16 protein-coding genes are annotated in these 17,485 nt (G+C 72.5%); 14 read left to right on the plus strand and 2 right to left on the minus strand.

Features of this window, described 5'->3' with window-relative positions; all coding sequences use genetic code 11:
- Positions 1-144 precede the first annotated feature (144 nt).
- The 14 genes from AB0B58_RS20005 (at position 145) to AB0B58_RS20070 (ending at position 14,943) form a co-directional block, all read left to right on the plus strand.
- Positions 145-879 (plus strand): TIGR03936 family radical SAM-associated protein, encoded by a 735-nt coding sequence (locus AB0B58_RS20005; protein ID WP_360225898.1) that lies wholly within the window; start codon positions 145-147, stop codon positions 877-879.
- 131 nt (positions 880-1,010) lie between these two features.
- Entirely contained in the window at positions 1,011-4,166 is a 3,156-nt protein-coding gene (locus AB0B58_RS20010; protein WP_360225359.1) for an Rne/Rng family ribonuclease, read from the plus strand.
- Between the two features lie 122 nt (positions 4,167-4,288).
- Complete coding sequence (locus tag AB0B58_RS20015; RefSeq protein ID WP_360225361.1) at positions 4,289-4,819, plus strand: hypothetical protein; 531 nt, start codon at positions 4,289-4,291, stop codon at positions 4,817-4,819.
- 208 nt (positions 4,820-5,027) lie between these two features.
- Positions 5,028-5,342, plus strand: coding sequence for a 50S ribosomal protein L21 (gene rplU, locus AB0B58_RS20020; protein ID WP_184996934.1), 315 nt, complete (start codon positions 5,028-5,030; stop codon positions 5,340-5,342).
- Positions 5,343-5,350: 8 nt separating this feature from the next.
- Complete coding sequence (gene rpmA, locus AB0B58_RS20025; RefSeq protein WP_184996933.1) at positions 5,351-5,608, plus strand: 50S ribosomal protein L27; 258 nt, start codon at positions 5,351-5,353, stop codon at positions 5,606-5,608.
- 80 nt (positions 5,609-5,688) lie between these two features.
- Positions 5,689-7,188 (plus strand): GTPase ObgE, encoded by a 1,500-nt coding sequence (gene obgE, locus AB0B58_RS20030; RefSeq protein WP_360225364.1) that lies wholly within the window; start codon positions 5,689-5,691, stop codon positions 7,186-7,188.
- A 69-nt stretch (positions 7,189-7,257) separates the two neighbouring features.
- Positions 7,258-7,713: a GNAT family N-acetyltransferase gene (locus tag AB0B58_RS20035; protein WP_360225366.1), complete on the plus strand. Its 456-nt coding sequence runs from the start codon at positions 7,258-7,260 to the stop codon at positions 7,711-7,713.
- Positions 7,714-7,803: 90 nt separating this feature from the next.
- The gene (pepN, locus tag AB0B58_RS20040; RefSeq protein ID WP_360225368.1) at positions 7,804-10,314 is read left to right on the plus strand and encodes an aminopeptidase N; all 2,511 of its coding nucleotides are present in this window, start codon (positions 7,804-7,806) and stop codon (positions 10,312-10,314) included.
- 60 nt (positions 10,315-10,374) lie between these two features.
- Positions 10,375-11,922, plus strand: coding sequence for an ATP-binding protein (locus AB0B58_RS20045; protein WP_360225370.1), 1,548 nt, complete (start codon positions 10,375-10,377; stop codon positions 11,920-11,922).
- Between the two features lie 14 nt (positions 11,923-11,936).
- Positions 11,937-12,536 (plus strand): nicotinate-nucleotide adenylyltransferase, encoded by a 600-nt coding sequence (nadD, locus tag AB0B58_RS20050; RefSeq protein WP_360225372.1) that lies wholly within the window; start codon positions 11,937-11,939, stop codon positions 12,534-12,536.
- Positions 12,537-12,610: 74 nt separating this feature from the next.
- Entirely contained in the window at positions 12,611-13,012 is a 402-nt protein-coding gene (gene rsfS / locus AB0B58_RS20055; protein ID WP_360225374.1) for a ribosome silencing factor, read from the plus strand.
- On the plus strand, positions 13,009-13,644 hold the full coding sequence (locus AB0B58_RS20060; protein ID WP_360225376.1) for a histidine phosphatase family protein: 636 nt from the start codon (positions 13,009-13,011) through the stop codon (positions 13,642-13,644). The genes rsfS and AB0B58_RS20060 overlap by 4 nt, the downstream gene beginning before the upstream one ends.
- Before the next feature lie 48 nt (positions 13,645-13,692).
- Entirely contained in the window at positions 13,693-14,070 is a 378-nt protein-coding gene (locus AB0B58_RS20065) for a hypothetical protein (protein WP_360225378.1), read from the plus strand.
- A 24-nt stretch (positions 14,071-14,094) separates the two neighbouring features.
- A complete protein-coding gene (locus AB0B58_RS20070) occupies positions 14,095-14,943 on the plus strand; it encodes a DegV family protein (RefSeq protein ID WP_360225380.1) in 849 nt (282 codons plus the stop codon).
- A 2-nt stretch (positions 14,944-14,945) separates the two neighbouring features.
- Here AB0B58_RS20070 and AB0B58_RS20075 read toward each other — a convergent pair whose 3' ends face one another.
- Both AB0B58_RS20075 and AB0B58_RS20080 read right to left on the minus strand, forming a co-directional pair.
- Positions 14,946-15,995, minus strand: a complete 1,050-nt coding sequence (locus tag AB0B58_RS20075; protein WP_360225382.1) for a hypothetical protein — start codon at positions 15,993-15,995, stop codon at positions 14,946-14,948.
- A gap of 31 nt (positions 15,996-16,026) precedes the next feature.
- Positions 16,027-16,992, minus strand: coding sequence for a methyltransferase (locus AB0B58_RS20080; RefSeq protein ID WP_360225384.1), 966 nt, complete (start codon positions 16,990-16,992; stop codon positions 16,027-16,029).
- Positions 16,993-17,485: the final 493 nt, after the last annotated feature.

A 17,485-nucleotide genomic window follows, 5' to 3' on the forward strand; every position in this document is an offset into this window, starting at 1 on the left:
GAGCCTTTTTCAACGTGGCCGGGGCGGCAGTTCCCGGCGGTGATCAACGGCTCGGATACCGATGGCCCCAGGCCAGGTTGAAAATTGCTCATTAGGAGAAACGTCATCGCCAAGAACCAGCCGGTCGGCGGCCAGGCCCCGGTCGTGCAGCGGATCCGCCTTCGCTATGCGAAGCGCGGACCGCTGCGCTTCACCTCGCACCGGGACTTCGCCCGGGCGTTCGAGCGCGCGCTGCGCCGCGCCGCCGTGCCGATCGCCTACTCGCAGGGCTTCACCCCGCACCCCAAGATCTCGTACGCGAGCGCGGCGCCCACCGGCGTCGGCAGCGAGGCGGAGTACCTGGAGATCGGGTTGCAGGCCGAGGTCGACCCGGCGGACCTGCGGGTCGCGCTGGACGCCGCGCTCTCGCCCGGCCTGGACGTCATCGACGCCGTCGTGGCGACCGAGGGCAGTCTCGCCGACCGGATCAACGCCTCCCGCTGGCTGATCGAGCTACCCGAGATCGAGCCGGCTGCCGCCGAGAAGGCCGTCGAGGCCTTCCTTGCCGCGGAGGAAGTGCAGGTCGAGCGCATGACCAAGCAGGGACGGCGCTCGTTCGACGCGAGGTCCGCAGTGACCGTCTTCGCTGTGAGCAAGCAGTCTGACGCACCTTCCGAGGGCGCGGCCGCGCCGTGTGCGATAATCGACCTTGTCGTGCGGCAGGTTACTCCCGCCGTCCGACCCGATGACGTCCTTTCCGGCCTGCGCGTGGTGGCTGGCCTGGAGCCGCCGGTGCCCCCACGGGTGACTCGGCTGGCGCAGGGCACTCTCACGCCGCAGGGGGAGATAGTCGATCCGTTGGAAGCGGATCGCGAGGGCGCCTCCATCGGAGGGCGCTGACCGCTTCGGTCTGCGTCCGCGTTGGCAGACTTCGGCAGCCCGTCCGACTCGGTCGGGGCCGAAAAACTTGCGGCGACCCTGCGTGGCAGCGCTCACCCGCGCCCGGGGCCGCCAGAACTGGAGAGCGCCCCATGCTCGATAACGAGCCACAGGGCGGTGAACGGGACGGAGCAACCACTCCTTCCGTCGATGCCGCCGAGAGCACCACACCGACGCGTCGGACCCGTGCGCCGCGGCGCAAGGCGACGCCCGCCGCCGAGACGGCGGCAGACGCACCCGGCGCCGAGCCGGGCGCGTCCGAGGGGCCGGCGAACGCCGACGCGGCCGAGGCCCCCGCGGCGCCGGCCCGCCGGCGCCGTAAGGCCGCGGCGCCTGCCGCGGCGCCGGCCGCACCCGCGCAGGACCCCGCCGAGGCCGCCGAGAGCCTTCCCGGTGACAGCGAGCCCGTCGCGCCGGTGAAGGCCACCCGCAGCCGCCGCAAGAAGGCCGCCGCGCCTGCCGTGGCGCCCGAGCCTGTCGCCGAGGAGCCCGCCGCCGAGGAGGAGTCAGTCGACGAGCCGGTCGCGCAGGCGCCGGTCGAGACGCCGGCCGCCCCGCTGATCGGTGTGCTGCCGCTCGACGGCGACCTGGTGGAGGAGACGCCGGCGCCCCGCACGCGCGGCCGCCGTGCCGCCGCCCTTCCCCCGGCCGTGCTGTTCATGCCGCCCGAGACCGAGACCGAGCCCGCACCGGTCCGCCGTACCCGCCGCGGTGCCGCGGCGGCCCCGGTGGTCGCACCGGCAGCGGAGCCGCTGGCCGAGGAGCTCGTCGCCGAGGAGCCCGTGACCGCGGAGGAGCCCGCCGAGGGCGCCCGCCGCACCACCCGCAGCCGTCGCCGCCGGGGCGCGGCCGCCGAGGAGCCGGCGGAGGCCGCCGAGCTGCTCGAGCAGCCGGTGCTCGAGGAGGCCGACGAGACGGCCGACGAGGTCGATGACGGCGCCGAGGACGAGCTGGACGAGGACGGCAACAGCCGCCGCCGTCGCCGCCGTGGCCGCCGCGGCCGTGGCCGCGGCAAGGGCCCGTCCGACGAGGGCGACGACACCGAGGCCGAGGCCACCGCGGAGGACTCCGCGGAGGCCGAGGGCGAGGGCGAGGACGAGGAGGACGCCGAGGACGGCGACGGGGTCACCCGCCGCCGACGCCGCCGGCGCCGCAAGGGCTCCGGGGACACCGAGGCCGGTGGCATCGAGGACGGCGTGCACACCGTCGTCCGGGTCCGCGAGCCGCGCACCCGCGAGCGCTCCGACGAGGTGCAGGGCGTCTCCGGCTCGACCCGGCTCGAGGCCAAGCGGCAGCGCCGGCGCGACGGCCGGGAGCAGCGCCGTACCCGGCCGCCGATCCTGAGCGAGTCCGAGTTCCTGGCCCGCCGGGAGGCGGTGGACCGGGTGATGGTGGTCCGGCAGAAGCCCGACCGCACCCAGATCGCGGTGCTCGAGGACGGCGTCCTCGTGGAGCACTACGTGTCGCGGGCCACGTCCGGCACCATGGTCGGCAACGTCTACCTCGGCAAGGTGCAGAACGTGCTGCCGAGCATGGAGGCGGCGTTCGTCGACGTCGGCCGCGGCCGCAACGCCGTGCTCTACGCCGGTGAGGTCAACTGGGACGCCACCGGGCTGGAGGGCCGGGCCCGCTCGATCGAGCAGGCGCTGCGCTCCGGCGACTCGGTGCTGGTCCAGGTCACCAAGGACCCGATCGGGCACAAGGGCGCCCGGCTGAGCAGCCACATCGCGCTCTCCGGCCGCCACCTGGTCTACGTGCCGAACGGCAACGCCTCCGGGATCAGCCGCAAGCTGCCCGACAACGAGCGCAAGCGGCTGCGTGACGTGCTGAAGAAGCTGGTGCCGGACGGCGCCGGGGTCATCGTGCGCACCGCCGCCGAGGGCGCCAGCGAGGACGAACTGGCCCGCGACGTCAAGCGGCTGCAGGCGCAGTGGGAGGACATCCAGGCGCGGGCGGCCGAGGGGCACGCCCCGGCGGCGCTCTCCGAGGAGCCCGACCTGGTCATCCGCGTGGTCCGGGACCTGTTCAACGAGGACTTCCGCGAGGTGGTCATCCAGGGCGAGCAGGCCTTCGGCGAGGTGGAGGGCTACCTCGACTCGGTCTCGCCCGAGCTCCTCGACCGGCTGCACCGGCACACCGGCACCGGGGACATCTTCGCCGAGAAGCGCATCGACGAGCAGATCCTCAAGGCGCTGGACCGCAAGGTGTTCCTGCCCTCGGGCGGTCACCTGGTCATCGACCGCACCGAGGCGATGACGGTGGTCGACGTCAACACCGGTAAGTACACCGGCGCGGGCGGCAACCTGGAGGAGACGGTCACCCGTAACAACCTCGAGGCGGCCGAGGAGATCGTCCGGCAGCTCCGGCTGCGCGACATCGGCGGCATCGTGGTGATCGACTTCATCGACATGGTGCTGGAGAGCAACCGCGAGCTGGTGCTGCGCCGGCTGACCGAGTGCCTGGGCCGGGACCGGACCAAGCACCAGGTCACCGAGATCACCTCGCTCGGCCTGGTGCAGATGACCCGCAAGCGCATCGGTGCCGGCCTGATCGAGGCGTTCACCGAGACCTGCGACCACTGCAAGGGCCGCGGCCTGATCATCCACACCGAGCCGGTGCCGGAGAAGCGGGTCGGCGGCGCGGTCACCCAGGTGAAGGCGGTCGCCGCGGCGGCACGCACCGAGATGCCCGCGCAGCAGCCGAGCACGAAGTCGCGGCGGCGCCGCGGCGGCGGTGGCGGCGAGGCGCCGGCCGAGGCCGAGCCCGAGACCGTCGTGGCGGCCGTGCAGACGGCGCCGGCCGCGGAGGCTGCGCCGGCCGCGGAGACTGCGCCGGTCGTGGAGACTGCGCCGGTCGTGGAGACCGCGCCGGTCGTGGAGCACGTGGAACCGGCACACCTGCCCGCCGAGGACCCGGTGGCGGAGACGGCGGGCCTGCCGCCGCGGGGTTCGGGCGTCGTCGCGCCGGCCGGCTCGGGGATCGTGGCGCGCACCGCGCCGGTGGTCAGCGCCGCCTCCGGCGATGACGACTACGACATCAGCGGCTACGACCTCTCCAGGTACGAGGCGAACGGGGCGAACGGCGCGGAGCACCCGGCCGAGCCGTTGCAGCTGACCGGCTCGGACGACCCGGACGCGGCCGAAGAGGACGAGGACGGCGAGGACGGCGACGACGAGCCCGTGGGTGCGGGAGCGGGCGGCCGGCGTAGGTCGCGCCGCGGTGGCACCCGGCGGCGTACCCGCCCCTGAGAGCACGACCGGGCGGCTTCGGCGGGGTAATCCCTGCTGGGGCCGCCCGGCCCATGTCCGCCGATCTATGTCGGTTACCCTCGTGATCCCCCAGTCACATCCCCCGAGGAGTACCGAGCCCCATGCGACGCCTGCTGTCCGTGACCGCCGTGAGCGGCGCCCTTCTCCTGCTCGGCACCGGCTGCTCGAGCGGCAAGGCGGCCGAGAACACGACCGCGGCACCCCTTCCCGCGATCTCCACGCCCGCCGCCGCGTCCGCGCCGGCCGCCGGGGCGTCGGCCGGCGCGGCCCTGCCGGGCGAGGCGGACGCGGCGCTCTCCGGCAACACCGCGGCGATCTGCCAGCAGGCGGCGAAGACCGGCGGCGACGCCGCCAAGAACTTCGCACAGGACCTGAAGCTGTTGATCGACGCCGAGTCGTCGCAGGACAAGGACCTGGTGCTCAAGGCCAAGCAGAAGACCGCCCGTGACGTGGAGAACTACTCGTTCGCGCTGAAGGACATGTCGAAGCTGGCCGCCGACGCGAAGCTCAAGGCGGCCCTGGCCGACATGGGTTCGCAGGTCACGGCCCTCAAGGGCGACGTGCGCAAGATCAATGCGGAGCGGCTGGCCAAGCTGCAGGCGACCCTCGACAAGGCCTGCGGCAACGGCTGAACCCGCCCGCAGCGGAAAACCCATGCAAATTCGTTACATGAGGCTCCCCGGTTTGGGTGCCGGCCCGCCGATGAAGTAGTCTTTCTGACGGCGCATTTTCGTGCGCCTGTTCCGTGCGCGCCCTGGGATTCACCTTCGGGTGCCCGCCGGATCCAGTTTCATCCGCCAGCAGCTCTTTCGCTGCGTAAGTCTCAGGGAGTCCGCGTCGATGTACGCGATCGTCAAGACCGGCGGCAAGCAGTACAAGGTTGCCGAGGGCGACGTGATCGAGGTCGAGAAGCTCGCGGGTGTGCCCGGCGACGCCCTGACTCTCGCCGCGGTGCTCCTCGTCGACGGTGACAACCTGGTGACCGATGCGGCCAAGCTTGCCAGCGTGACGGTGTCCGGCGAGATCGCCGAGCACACCAAGGGTCCGAAGATCCGGATCCACAAGTTCAAGAACAAGACCGGCTACCACAAGCGCCAGGGGCACCGTCAGCCGCTGACCCGCGTCAAGGTGACCGGCATCTCCAGCGGGAAGTAGGGGCAGCCATGGCTCACAAAAAGGGTGCTTCCAGCTCCCGCAACGGCCGCGACTCCGCCGCTCAGCGGCTCGGCGTCAAGCGGTTCGGCGGCCAGTTGGTCAACGCGGGCGAGATCCTGATCCGCCAGCGTGGCACGAAGTTCCACCCGGGAGAGCTCGTCGGCCGCGGTGGCGACGACACGCTGTTCGCGCTGGCCAAGGGCAACGTGCTCTTCGGCCACACGCGGGGTCGCAAGACCATCAGCATCGTGCCGGTCGCGGAGTAGATCCACGTCACAGCGGGCCGCGGACCTCTCGGGTCCGCGGCCCGCTGTTTGCTTTCCGAGGTTGAGGTAGGAGACACAAGGTGGCAACGTTCGTTGATCGAGTCGTGCTGCACCTGCAGGCAGGTGACGGCGGCCATGGCTGTGTCTCTGTACGCAGAGAGAAGTTCAAGCCGCTCGGCGGCCCCGACGGCGGCAACGGCGGGCACGGCGGCGGCATCACGCTCGTGGTCGACCCGCAGCAGCACACGCTGTTGGACTTCCACTTCCGCCCGCACGTCAAGGCCCAGAACGGCACCGGCGGCGCCGGCGCCAACCGGGACGGCGCGAACGGCGGAGACCTGGTCCTGTCGGTGCCGGACGGCACGGTCGTGCAGACCCCCGAGGGCGAGATCCTGGCCGACCTGATCGGCGCCGGCACCACGTTCGAGGTGGCCCGCGGCGGGCGCGGCGGGCGCGGCAACGCCTCGCTGGCCAACACCCGGCGCAAGGTGCCCGGCTTCGCCGAGCTCGGCGAGCCCGGCGACCAGCTGGACGTCGTGCTCGAGCTCAAGAGCGTCGCCGACGTCGGCCTGGTCGGGTTCCCCTCGGCCGGCAAATCGTCGCTGATCTCGGTCATGTCGGCCGCCAAGCCGAAGATCGCCGACTACCCGTTCACCACCCTGGTGCCGAACCTGGGCGTCGTGCAGGCCGGCGACCACACCTTCACCGTTGCGGACGTGCCGGGTCTCATCCCGGGCGCGGCCACCGGCAAGGGCCTGGGCCTGGAGTTCCTGCGGCACATCGAGCGCACGTCGGTGCTGGTGCACGTCCTGGACGCGGCCGCGCCCGAGATCGAGCGCGACCCGCTGGCCGACCTGGACGCCATCGAGGCCGAGCTGGCCGCGTACGGCGGGCTCGAGGAGCGGCCGCGGCTGGTCGTGCTCAACAAGATCGACATCCCGGACGGCCGGGACCTGGCCGAGATGGTCCGTCCCGAGCTCGAGGCGCGCGGCCTGCGGGTCTTCGAGGTCAGCGCGGTGACCCGCGAGGGGCTCAAGGAGCTCATGTACGCCCTCGGCGACACCGTCGCCGCGAACCGGCTCGCCACCCCCGCCCCCGAGGCGACCCGGGCCGTGGTGCGCCCCCGCGCGGTCGACGAGAAGGGCTTCACCGTCGAGCGCGACTCCGACGGCGTCTTCGTCGTGCGTGGTCCGCAGGTCGAGCGCTGGGTCCGGCAGACGAACTTCGACAACGACGAGGCGATCGGCTACCTCGGCGACCGGCTGGACCGGCTCGGTGTCGAGGCCGCGCTGGCCAAGAAGGGCGCCGAGGCGGGCGACCCGGTCCGCATCGGCGAGCGCGAGTTCGACTGGCAGCCCAACACGGGCGACTACATCTCCGGCCCGCGGGGCACCGACATCCGCCTCGAGGAGACCAACGCCCGGGCCAGCGCCGCGGCCCGGCTGGCGGCCCGCAAGGCCCGCCGGGTCCGCGGCGAGGACGAGCTGCTGCACATGGCCGAGGACGGCACGGTCAGCACGATCTCGATGGCGTCACAGCCGGTGCTGGTCGAGGACGAGGACGACGAGGACGACGAGTAGGCCTCGCCGCCGGGCTACGGCCAGACCCCCGCAACCCGGTGGAAACGGACGCCGCTTAGGGTCTCGGTCGTGCTGATCGAATCGCGTCCCTCGTCCGACGCCGAGCTGGCCGCCCTGCTCATCGCCCAGCAGCAGGAGCTGAGCGAGGCCGACGGCGGGCTCGACGGCGTCGTCTACCTCCCGCACGACGACGCGGCGTACCTGGTCGTGGTCCTCGACGGGCGTGCGGTGGCGTGCGGGGCCTGGCAGGCACTCGAACCCGGCGTGGCCGAGCTCAAGCGGATGTACGTGCGCCCGGCGTTCCGCGGCCGGGGCATCGCCCGGCAGCTCATCGTCGCGCTCGAGGAGGAGGCGCTGGCCGCGGACCGGCCGGTGCTGCGGCTCGAGACGGGCACCTACCTGCCGGCGGCGATCGGCCTCTACCGGTCGGTGGGCTACGTCCCGATCCCGGCATACGGCGAGTACGTCGGCAACCCGTTCAGCGTGTGCTTCGAGAAGTCGCCGGCGGCGGTCACGCCCCGCTGACGTCGACGCCGGTCACGGGCGGGGACTACTTTCCCGCCGCGCCCGGGCGTCGGACTGCCGTACCGACTTGCGGGACGGCATGATGAGCGGATGCCGAGCCTGACCCGCGCCGAGGCGATCGCCCGGGCCGCCACCGTCACCGTCTCCGGGTACGAGATCGATCTCGATCTGACCGGTGCCGGCGACACCTTCCGCTCCCGGACGGTCCTGCGCTTCGCCGCGGGGGCCGGCGCGACGACGTTCGCCGAGCTGGAGCCGACCGAGTTGATCTCGGTGACGCTCAACGGCGCGCCGCTGGACGCGGCCGCCCTGGCCGAGGAGCGGCTGACCCTGGCCGGGCTGGCGGAGACCAACGAACTCGTCGTCGACGCCCTGATGACCTACTCCAACACCGGCGAGGGCCTGCACCGCTTCACCGACCCCGCCGACGGCCGCATCTACCTGTACGCGCACATGTTCCTCGACGGCGCCCGCCGGATCTTCCCGTGCTTCGACCAGCCGGACCTGAAGGCGCCGTTCACGCTGCGGGTGACGGCTCCGGACGGCTGGCTGGTGGCAGCCAACGGGGAGCCCGCCGCCGAGGCCGCAGCAGGCCGCTGGGAGTTCGCGGCGACCAAGCCGCTGTCGACCTACTTCGTGTCCCTGATCGCCGGGCCGTACCACGCGCGCACCGAGGAGCACGACGGCATCCCGCTCGCGCTCTACTGCCGGCAGGCGCTGGCCGAGCACCTCGACGAGCAGGCCGAGGAGATCTTCACGATCACCCGGCAGTGCCTGGACCGCTACCACCAGATCTTCGACGTCCGGTATCCCTTCGGCCACTACCAGCAGGCGTTCGTGCCCGAGTTCAACTTCGGCGCGATGGAGAACCCCGGCCTGGTCGTCTTCCGCGACGAGTTCATCCACCGCTCGGCGGTAACGGACGGCGAGCGCGAGCAGCGCGCCATGGTCATCGCCCACGAGATGGCACACCAGTGGTTCGGCGACCTGGTCACCATGGCCTGGTGGGACGACCTGTGGCTCAACGAGTCGTTCGCCGAGTACCTCGGCACCCGGATCACCGCCGAGGCCACCCGGTTCACCGACACCTGGACGACCTTCGCGATGCACCGCAAGGCCTGGGGGATGCGCGCCGACCAGCGCCCGTCCACCCACCCGGTGGCGCCGACCGACGTCGACGACACCGCGCTCGCCCTGCTCAACTTCGACGGGATCTCGTACGCGAAGGGCGCGGCGGTGCTGCGCCAGCTGGTGGCCTGGGTCGGCGACGAGGCGTTCCTGGCCGGGCTCAACGAGCACTTCGCGGCGCACGCGTACGGCAACGCCACCCTCGCCGACCTGCTCGCCGTCGTCCAGAAGGCGAGTGGCCGGGACCTGACCGCCTGGGCGGACGTGTGGCTGCGCCGGGCACAGGTCAACACCCTGCGCGCCGAGGTGCGGCGCGACGCCGAGGACCGGTACGCGGACGTCACGATCGTGCAGACCGCCCCGGAGCGGTATCCGACCCTTCGCCCGCACCGCATCGGTGTCGGCCTGTACGACAAGGCGCCGGACGGCACGGTCACGCGCCGCCGGCTGCTGGAGGTGGACGTCGACCCGGCGGTGGACGGCGGTCGTACCCCGCTGCCGGACCTGACCGGCGAGCCCGCGGCCGACCTGCTGCTGGTCAACGACGGCGACCTGACCTACGCCAAGGTCCGGCTCGACGACGCGTCCGCCGACGCCGTACCGCTGATCCTGCCGATGCTGGACGACTCGCTGACCCGGGCGCTGCTCTGGAGCGCGACGCTGGACGCCGTCGAGGACGGCGAGCGGCCGGTCGCCGAGCTGGTCACCCTGGTCCTGGCGGCGCTGCCGGTCGAGCGCGAGGTGGTCCTGGTCGAGGACGTGCTGGGGATGACCCGCGCGCTGGTCGACCGCTACCCCACGCCGGAGACCCGGCCCGCCGCGCTGGAGCTGCTCGCCCAGGCGAGCGACCGGCTGCTGACCGCCGCGGAGCCCGGCAGCTCGCGCCGGCTGGCCGGCGTGCGCGGGCTGATCGGGACGACCATCGACACCGCGCGGTTGCGCGGCTGGCTCGACGGCGAGGGGGTGCCCGAGGGCGTCAGCGTCGACGACGACCTGCGCTGGCTGATCCTCTACCGGCTGGTGGTGCTGGGTGCGGCCGGGCCGGACGACATCGAGGCGACGCTGGCGGCGGACCGCAGCGCGGCCGGGGAGCAGCAGGCGGCCCGGTGCCGCGCGGCGCGGCCCGATCCCGGCGCCAAGGCGGGCGCCTGGGACCTGATCATCAACGACACGGCCTCCTCGAACCGGATCCTGGAGGCCACCGCGCACGGGTTCTGGCAGCCCGAACAGCTCGACCTCGTCACCCCGTACGTGGAGCGGTACTTCGCCGAGGTGCCCGGGATGCTGAGCCGGCGTACCGGAATGAGCGGGGAGCGGATCGCCGCGCTGGCGTACCCGTCGCTGGTCGTGACCGCGGAGACCCGGCGGCTCGCCGCGGACCTGCTGGCCTCGCCGGACCTGTCGGCCATCCTGCGTCGCGTGGTGACGGATGGTGATGATGATGTGCGCCGTGCGCTGCGTGCCCGAGGATAGATGATTTGCCCTATACCCACCGTTTGAGAGGTTAGCCTCGGCGTACGGGGGGTGAGGCCGGTGGAGTGGTCCGAGGAACTGTCCAGCGGTCTTCTGCAAGCCGCGCCGGACGCGATCCTGGTGATGGACGAGGGCGTGATCGTCCTCGTCAACGACCGTGCCGAAGAGGTCTTCGGCTGGCGCCGCGGAGAACTGCTCGGCCAGCGTGCGGACATGCTGCTCGTCGACCTCAGCGAGGTGCCGCCGCTGGCGGGGCTGCGGCGCGCCGCCGACGAGCGCGGCACCGGCACCAGGTTCATGGGCACGGTCCCCCTCCAGGCGCGGCGGCGCGACGGCAGCGGCTTCCCCGTCGAGGCGTCGCTCTCGCGGGTGCAGTGGGAGCAGGGACGGATCACCGTCGCCGTGATCCGGGACATGACCGAGCGGCACCGGCTGCAGGCCGAGGCGGAGCACCAGCGCAGCGAGGTGCAGGAGCACCGCAACCAGCGGCTCGAGGCGCTCGGCCAGCTGGCCGGCGGCATCGCGCACGACTTCAACAACATGCTCGGCGTGATCGTGAACTACGCGAACTTCGTGATCGAGGAGGCCGAGTCGCCGCAGCCCGACCTCAAGACCATCGCCGCCGACGCCCGCCAGGTCATCCGGGCCGGCGAGCGGGGCACGGACCTGACGCACCAGCTGCTCAAGTTCGCCCGCCGGGACGTCGTGCGGCCCGAGGTGCTCGACCTGAACGCCGTCATCGCCGACGTCGAGCCGACGCTGCGCGACCTGATCGGCGACCAGATCACCCTCATCACCCGGACGGCCGAGTCGCTGCCGGCGGTGACCTGCGACCCCGGCCAGGTCGAGCAGCTGCTGGTCAGCCTGGCGACCAACGCCCGGGACGCGATGCCGACCGGCGGCCAGCTGGTGATCGACACCGCCGCCGCGCACCTCGAGACCGGCGAGCATCCCGACCTCGCGCCCGGGGACTACGTCCGGATGCGCATCTCCGACTCCGGCTGCGGCATGGCCCCCGACGTCGTCGCGCGCGCCTTCGAGCCGTTCTTCACCACCAAGGCCAGCGGCGAGGGCACCGGGCTGGGCCTGGCCACCGTCTACGGCATCGTGACGCAGGCCGGTGGCGCCGTCAGCCTGACCTCGGAGCCGGTCCTGGGCACCACGGTGACCGTGCTGCTGCCCGCCGGCGCCTGCGAACAGGAGGTCGCGCCCGCCGTCGAGCCGGTGCTGACCGCCGGGCACGGTGAGACGCTGCTCGTGGTCGAGGACGAGGCGGCGCTGCGCGATGTGGCCGGCCGGATCCTGTCCGGCGCGGGCTACCAGGTCCTGTCGGCCGACGGCGGCGCTCAGGCCCTCGAGGTGGCGGCCCTGCACGAGGGGGCGATAGATCTGCTGGTCAGTGACGTGGTGATGCCCGGGATGCTCGGCAAGGAGCTGGCCGAGCGCCTCGCACACGTGCGCCCGGACACCCGCGTGCTCTACATGTCCGGGTACGCCCAGCCGGTGCTGGCCTCGCAGGGCACGCTGGATCCGGGAGTCGCGCTGCTGGAGAAGCCGTTCACGGCCGCGGACCTGCTCGGCGCGGTCCGGCGGCGGCTCGACGGCTGATCTAGGATTCGCCGGTGCGGAAACGGCGCCGGATCGGCATCATGGGCGGCACCTTCGACCCGATCCACCACGGTCACCTGGTGGCGGCGAGCGAGGTGCAGAGCCGCTTCGGCCTGGACGAGGTCGTCTTCGTGCCGACCGGTCAGCCCTGGCAGAAGGGCAAGGTCAGTCCCGCCGAGGACCGCTACCTGATGACGGTGATCGCGACCGCGTCGAATCCGCACTTCCAGGTCAGCCGGGCCGACGTCGACCGGGACGGCCCGACCTACACCGTCGACACCCTGCGTGACCTGCACGCGATCTTCGGGCACTCCGCCGATCTGTTCTTCATCACCGGCGCGGACGCGCTCGCGAAGATCCTGTCCTGGAAGGATGCGCTCGAGATGCTCTCGCTGGCGCACTTCGTCGGGGTCACCCGGCCCGGCTTCGAGCTCTCCGACGAGCATCTGCCCGCCGACTCCGTGACGCTGGTGGAGGTGCCCGCGATGGCGATCTCGTCGAGCGCCTGCCGTACGCGGGTCGCCGAAGGGCTGCCGGTCTGGTATCTCGTACCCGATGGTGTGGTGCAGTACATCGCAAAGCGTGGACTATATCGCACCGAAGGACCGGTTTAGGCCTATTCATCTGGGTAGAGATGTCATACCCGTATGAGAGGCTAGTAACTCTGAAACCGAACGAGGGGAGACCGGTGCCCGTCACCGAACGTGCCCGCGAGCTCGCGCTGACCGCCGCGCAGGCCGCGGCCGACAAGAAGGCGCAGGACATCGTCCTCATCGATGTCGCCGACCAGCTCTACATCACCGACGCGTTCGTCATCGCCTCGGCTGCCAACGAGCGCCAGGTCGGTTCGATCGTCGATGCCATCGAGGAGGCCCTGCTGGGCCTGCCCGAGAAGGCCAAGCCGGCCCGCCGCGAGGGCGAGCGGCAGGGCCGCTGGGTGCTGCTCGACTACATCGATGTCGTGATCCACATCCAGCACGCCGAGGAGCGCGAGTTCTACGCCCTCGACAAGCTCTGGAAGGACTGCCCGACCATCGAGTTCGTCGACCGCGACCTGGCCGAGGCCGAGGCCTCCTCCGGCGCGGCATGACCACTCGGCTCATCGTCTGGCGGCACGGCAACACGGACTGGAACGCGGGCCACCGCGTACAGGGCCAGACCGACGTGCCGCTCAACGACCTCGGCCGGCAGCAGGCCGTCGACGCCGCCGAGCTGCTCGCCCGGATGCGGCCCGACGCGCTGGTCGCCAGCGACCTGTGCCGGGCCGCCGACACCGCGGCCGCGCTGGCCGCGCTGACCGGCCTGTCGGTGACCTACGACCAGCGGCTCCGCGAGCGCTACTTCGGCCTCTGGGAAGGTCTCACGATGACCGAGATCACCCAGACCCGGCCGGAGGAGTACGCCCGCTGGACGGCCGGCGCCGACGACATCGGCGGCGAGGTGGAGACGCTCGACGACCTGGGAAAGCGGGTCGCCGAGGCGCTACAGGCCGCGGCCGACCTGGTCGAGCCCGGCGGCACCGTCGTGGTGGCCACGCACGGCGCGGCCGTGCGATCCGGCGTCGGGCACCTGCTCGGCTGGCCGCGCGAGCAACTGCGCACGCTGCGCGCCCTGCAGAACTGCCACTGGGTGGAGCTCACCCACGACACGCTGCGGGGTTGGCAGATCGCCACCTACAACGTCGGCCCGTTCGCCGACCGGCCTTCGCCGCCGCCGGTTTGATCGCCCCCGCGAGGAACGATCCGGCCACCCGGTAGCGTCCAAGTCACCATGATTATTCGACGCCTCACCCTCCCCCTGCTGGCCGTCCTGGCCCTCGCGGGCTGCGCCAACGGAGCCTCGGATGACTCCGCCGGCGCGCCCGCGCCCGCCTCGGCCACGCCCTCCTCCGCAGTCCCCACGGAGAAGTCCAGCGCGAGCAAGCCCGCCGAACCCGGCAGCAAGACCATCACCGGCACCATCACGGCCGGGGTCGAGCCGGGCTGCCTGCTCCTCGACGACCACCTGCTGATCATCAAGGACGCCGCGCTCAAACCGGTCGCCAAGGTGGGCGCCTCGGTCACCGCGACCGGCCACGCCGAGCCGGGCATGATGACGACCTGCCAGCAGGGCACGCCGTTCGTCGTGACCACTATCCGCGCGAACTAGCCCACCATCGGCTACGGTGCCCGCATGCCCGTCGCGGTCGTCACCGATTCCACCGCGTACCTGCCGTCCGAGCTGAGCGGGACGTACGACCTCACCGTCGTCCCGCTCACCGTCGTCATCAACGGAGCCGAAGGCCTCGAAGGTGAAGAGATCTCGCCGGCTGAGGTCGCCCACGCCCTCGGCCAGCGGCGGGTCGCCGTCAGCACCTCCCGGCCCGCGCCCGGACAGTTCGTGATCGCGTACCGCAAGCTGCTGAAGGCCGGTGCCGACGGCATCGTCTCCGTGCACCTGTCGTCCCAGCTCTCCGGCACCTACGACGCGGCGGCGCTGGCCGCGGCCGAGATCGGGCCCCAGGTCCAGGTCGTCGACAGTCAGACAACCGGCATGGGCCTGGGCTTCGTGGCGCTGGCCGCGGCCACGGCGGCCGGCCGGGCCGCCGACCTCGACACGGTACGGCGGGCGGCGGTCGACCACTCCGCACAGGTCAGCGTCCTGTTCTATGTGGACACCCTGGAGTTCCTCAGGCGCGGCGGCCGGATCGGGGCGGCCTCGGCCCTGCTCGGCACCGCGCTGTCGGTCAAGCCGATCCTGCACATGGTCGACGGCGTGATCGTCGTCCGCGACCGGGTCCGTACCGCGGGCCGGGCCCTCGCCCGCCTCGTCGACCTGGCCGTCGAGGCGTCCGGTGAGGGCGAGGTCGACATCGCGGTGCACCACCTCGGCGCGGAGGACCGGGCGGCGGCGCTGGCCGACGTGGTCTCGGTGCGGCTGGGCGATCGCCTACGCGACTGCTACATCACGGAGATCGGCGCGGTGGTGGCGGCGCACGTCGGCCCCGGCGTCGCCGGGGTGGTCGTACACCGCAGAACCTAGGGCTACAGCAGCGGCCAGGACTCGCCGCTCCACCTGGGCGGCGTCAGGGGTACCTCGGTCAGGTGGGGTTCGATCCGCGCCCAAGGCCGGACCGTCTCGCCCAGCTGCACCTCGTCGGCCTTCGGCAGCAGCGCGGGCCCGTCCTTGCGCCACACGGCCCGGGTGCGCCCGTGGTCGGTGATCAGCAACTCGGCGGCCAGCGGGAGCCGTTCGGCCTGGCGGGCGTACTCCCTGGCGGCGAGGACGGCCTCGGCGCGGCGCACGTGGATCTCGTACGGCGAACCCGGCCCGGCCTGGTAGGGCACGGTGCGGCCGTCGGCGTCGCTCACGTACGCCATCGGGGTGATCGCCCGGGGCGACGCCAGGTAGGTGGCCTCGGCCCGGGCGAACAGGCCCGGCAGCTGGTCACTGCCGTCCGCGGCGACCAGCAGCGTCCCACGCTCGGGCGCGAAGGCGACCGGCCGCCCGCCGACCTGTCCGGCGAGCCCGGCCAGCCACCCGTCGAGCAGCAGATGCGACGTCCAGTAGGCGTCGCCGTCGTCGATGAACTGCACCACGACGGGCCCGGCAGCCGAGCCGACCAGGGTGGCGGCGGACAGATTGGCGCGCGCGGCCGCGAAGACCTCGTCGGGGTCCACGCCCCAGCCGTGCTCGGCCGCCACGTAGGTCATCGTCTCGGGATGGTCCACCACGACGAACTCGGACAGGAAGGGGAGCGCGGGCCGGCTCAGCGGCGCGCTGACATCCGCCGGAGTGTTGGCGCCGCGCAGGACGGGGCGCAGCAGCGGCCGGGCCGCGTCCCAGCTCGCCGGCAGGCCGGGAGCGCGCAGGAGGCCGGCGACGAACCGGTCGATCCGCTCCCGTCGCACTCTTCCCCGCTGCGCGAGCAGGCTGTCGAGCCGCAGCACGGTCGGGACGTCGTCGCCGGCCGCCGTGAACCGCACGGAGAACGTGGCCGAGTGGTATCGGGCATCGGCGATGCCGGCCCGTCGCAGCCGCCTGATGACCTGGCTCGCCAGCCGGGCCCGGGCGGCCCTGCGGATCAGGCCCACGCGCCACCACCCCTCCCACCGGCGGCCGACCTTATCGCAGCGGCGGGACCTCCGGAACCTCAAGACGGCGGGCCGTGACGACCCTTGCGTCCAGTTCTTCGTCCTCGGCGAGGCCGGGCCGGAGCCCCGCGGCCCGCACCGCGGCTACGGCGGCTCCGGTCTGTGCCGCGCTGATCTCGGAGAGCATCAGGCCGCCGGGCGACAGCCATCGGGTGGCGCCCGCAACGACGGCGCGGAAGATGTCGAGACCGTCGTCGCCGCCGTCGAGGGCCTGGTGTGGCTCGTGCTCCCGAGCCTCGGGCGGCAGCAGGGGGATGTGCCGGGTCGCGACGTAGGGGACATTGGCCAGCAGGATGTCGATTCGCCCGCGTAGCCCGGCTGGCAGGGCGTCGAAGAGATCGCCTTGAAAGACGCCGCCTTGGAAGACGTCTTGGTTGGTGTCGCCCTGGAAGATGCCGTCTTGGTTGGTGTCGCCTTGGAAGAGACCGCCTTGGTTGGTGTCGCCTTGGAAGAGACCGCCTTGGTTGGTGTCGCCTTGGAAGACGTTGACCTGGTTGGCATTGCCTTGGTTGATGCTGCCTTGGTTGGCGTTGCTTCCGAGGTTGTCGCGGGCGCAGGCCACGGCGGTGGGATCGTTGTCGGCGGCGAAGAGCGTGATGTCCGGGCGCTGACGGCGCAGGGCGAGGCCGAGGGCGCCGGAGCCGCAGCAGAGGTCGACGACGACGCCGCCGTTCTCGGCCGCGGCGGTGCGGACCAGGAGTTCGCTGCGGACGCGGGGAACGAAGACCCCGGGGCGCAGTCGGACCCGGACGCCGCAGAAGTCCGCGTAGCCGACGACCTGTTCCAGGGGCTCGCCCAGGGCCCGGCGGCCGACCAGCTCGGCGAGGTGGCGGGCGTCGGTGGCGGCCTCGCCGAGCACGGCCGCCTCGTCCTCGGCGAAGACGCAGCCGGCCGCGCGGAGCCGGCGGATGGCCTCGGCCAGGTCGGTAACTGTCACGGGGCCATCTCATAGCACAGGACGGGGACGAGGTAGGGGTTTTCCACACCGTCGGGTTGTCCACAGCGGGGCAGGCGGGGAGCGGGCCAGGGGACCTAGTTTCGGCCGGTGCGTGAGGCGAGGAACCCAGACGACGTGAGCGCCAGGCTGCGGACGGTCCTGGCGCCGAAGGGCCCATCGGCCCGCGAGGACGCGGCAGTTCCAGAGGCCGGGGTGCCGTCCGCATATCCCGTGGGGTCGCCCTGGGCTACCCCACCGGGTTCGTTACGGATGTCGGGTCCTCCTGCTTCGGGGGTGTCGGGTCTTCCCGCTTCGGGGGTGTCGGGTCCTCCTGCTTCGGGGGTGTCGGGTCCTCCTGCTTCGGGGGTGTCGGGTCCTCCCGCTTCGCGGGCGCCGGTGCCTTCCGCTTCGCCGGTGCCTTCCCCTCCCGCTTTGCGGGCGCCGGCGGCAGGGTCTGCCGAGGGGGCCGGCTGGCCGGTGCCGGGTGGGCCGC

This window comes from Actinoplanes sp. NPDC049118 (assembly GCF_040648555.1).
Taxonomy (GTDB): Bacteria; Actinomycetota; Actinomycetes; order Mycobacteriales; family Micromonosporaceae; genus Actinoplanes.

Bases quoted from the DNA above. Each gene is read 5' to 3' on its own strand.
- AB0B58_RS20010 (WP_360225359.1), top strand. From the start codon at position 1,011: ATGCTCGATAACGAGCCACAGGGCGGTGAACGGGACGGAGCAACCACT.
- AB0B58_RS20015 (WP_360225361.1), top strand. From the start codon at position 4,289: ATGCGACGCCTGCTGTCCGTGACCGCCGTGAGCGGCGCCCTTCTCCTG.
- rplU (WP_184996934.1), top strand. From the start codon at position 5,028: ATGTACGCGATCGTCAAGACCGGCGGCAAGCAGTACAAGGTTGCCGAG.
- rpmA (WP_184996933.1), top strand. From the start codon at position 5,351: ATGGCTCACAAAAAGGGTGCTTCCAGCTCCCGCAACGGCCGCGACTCC.
- pepN (WP_360225368.1), top strand. From the start codon at position 7,804: ATGCCGAGCCTGACCCGCGCCGAGGCGATCGCCCGGGCCGCCACCGTC.
- AB0B58_RS20060 (WP_360225376.1), top strand. From the start codon at position 13,009: ATGACCACTCGGCTCATCGTCTGGCGGCACGGCAACACGGACTGGAAC.
- AB0B58_RS20065 (WP_360225378.1), top strand. From the start codon at position 13,693: ATGATTATTCGACGCCTCACCCTCCCCCTGCTGGCCGTCCTGGCCCTC.
- AB0B58_RS20070 (WP_360225380.1), top strand. From the start codon at position 14,095: ATGCCCGTCGCGGTCGTCACCGATTCCACCGCGTACCTGCCGTCCGAG.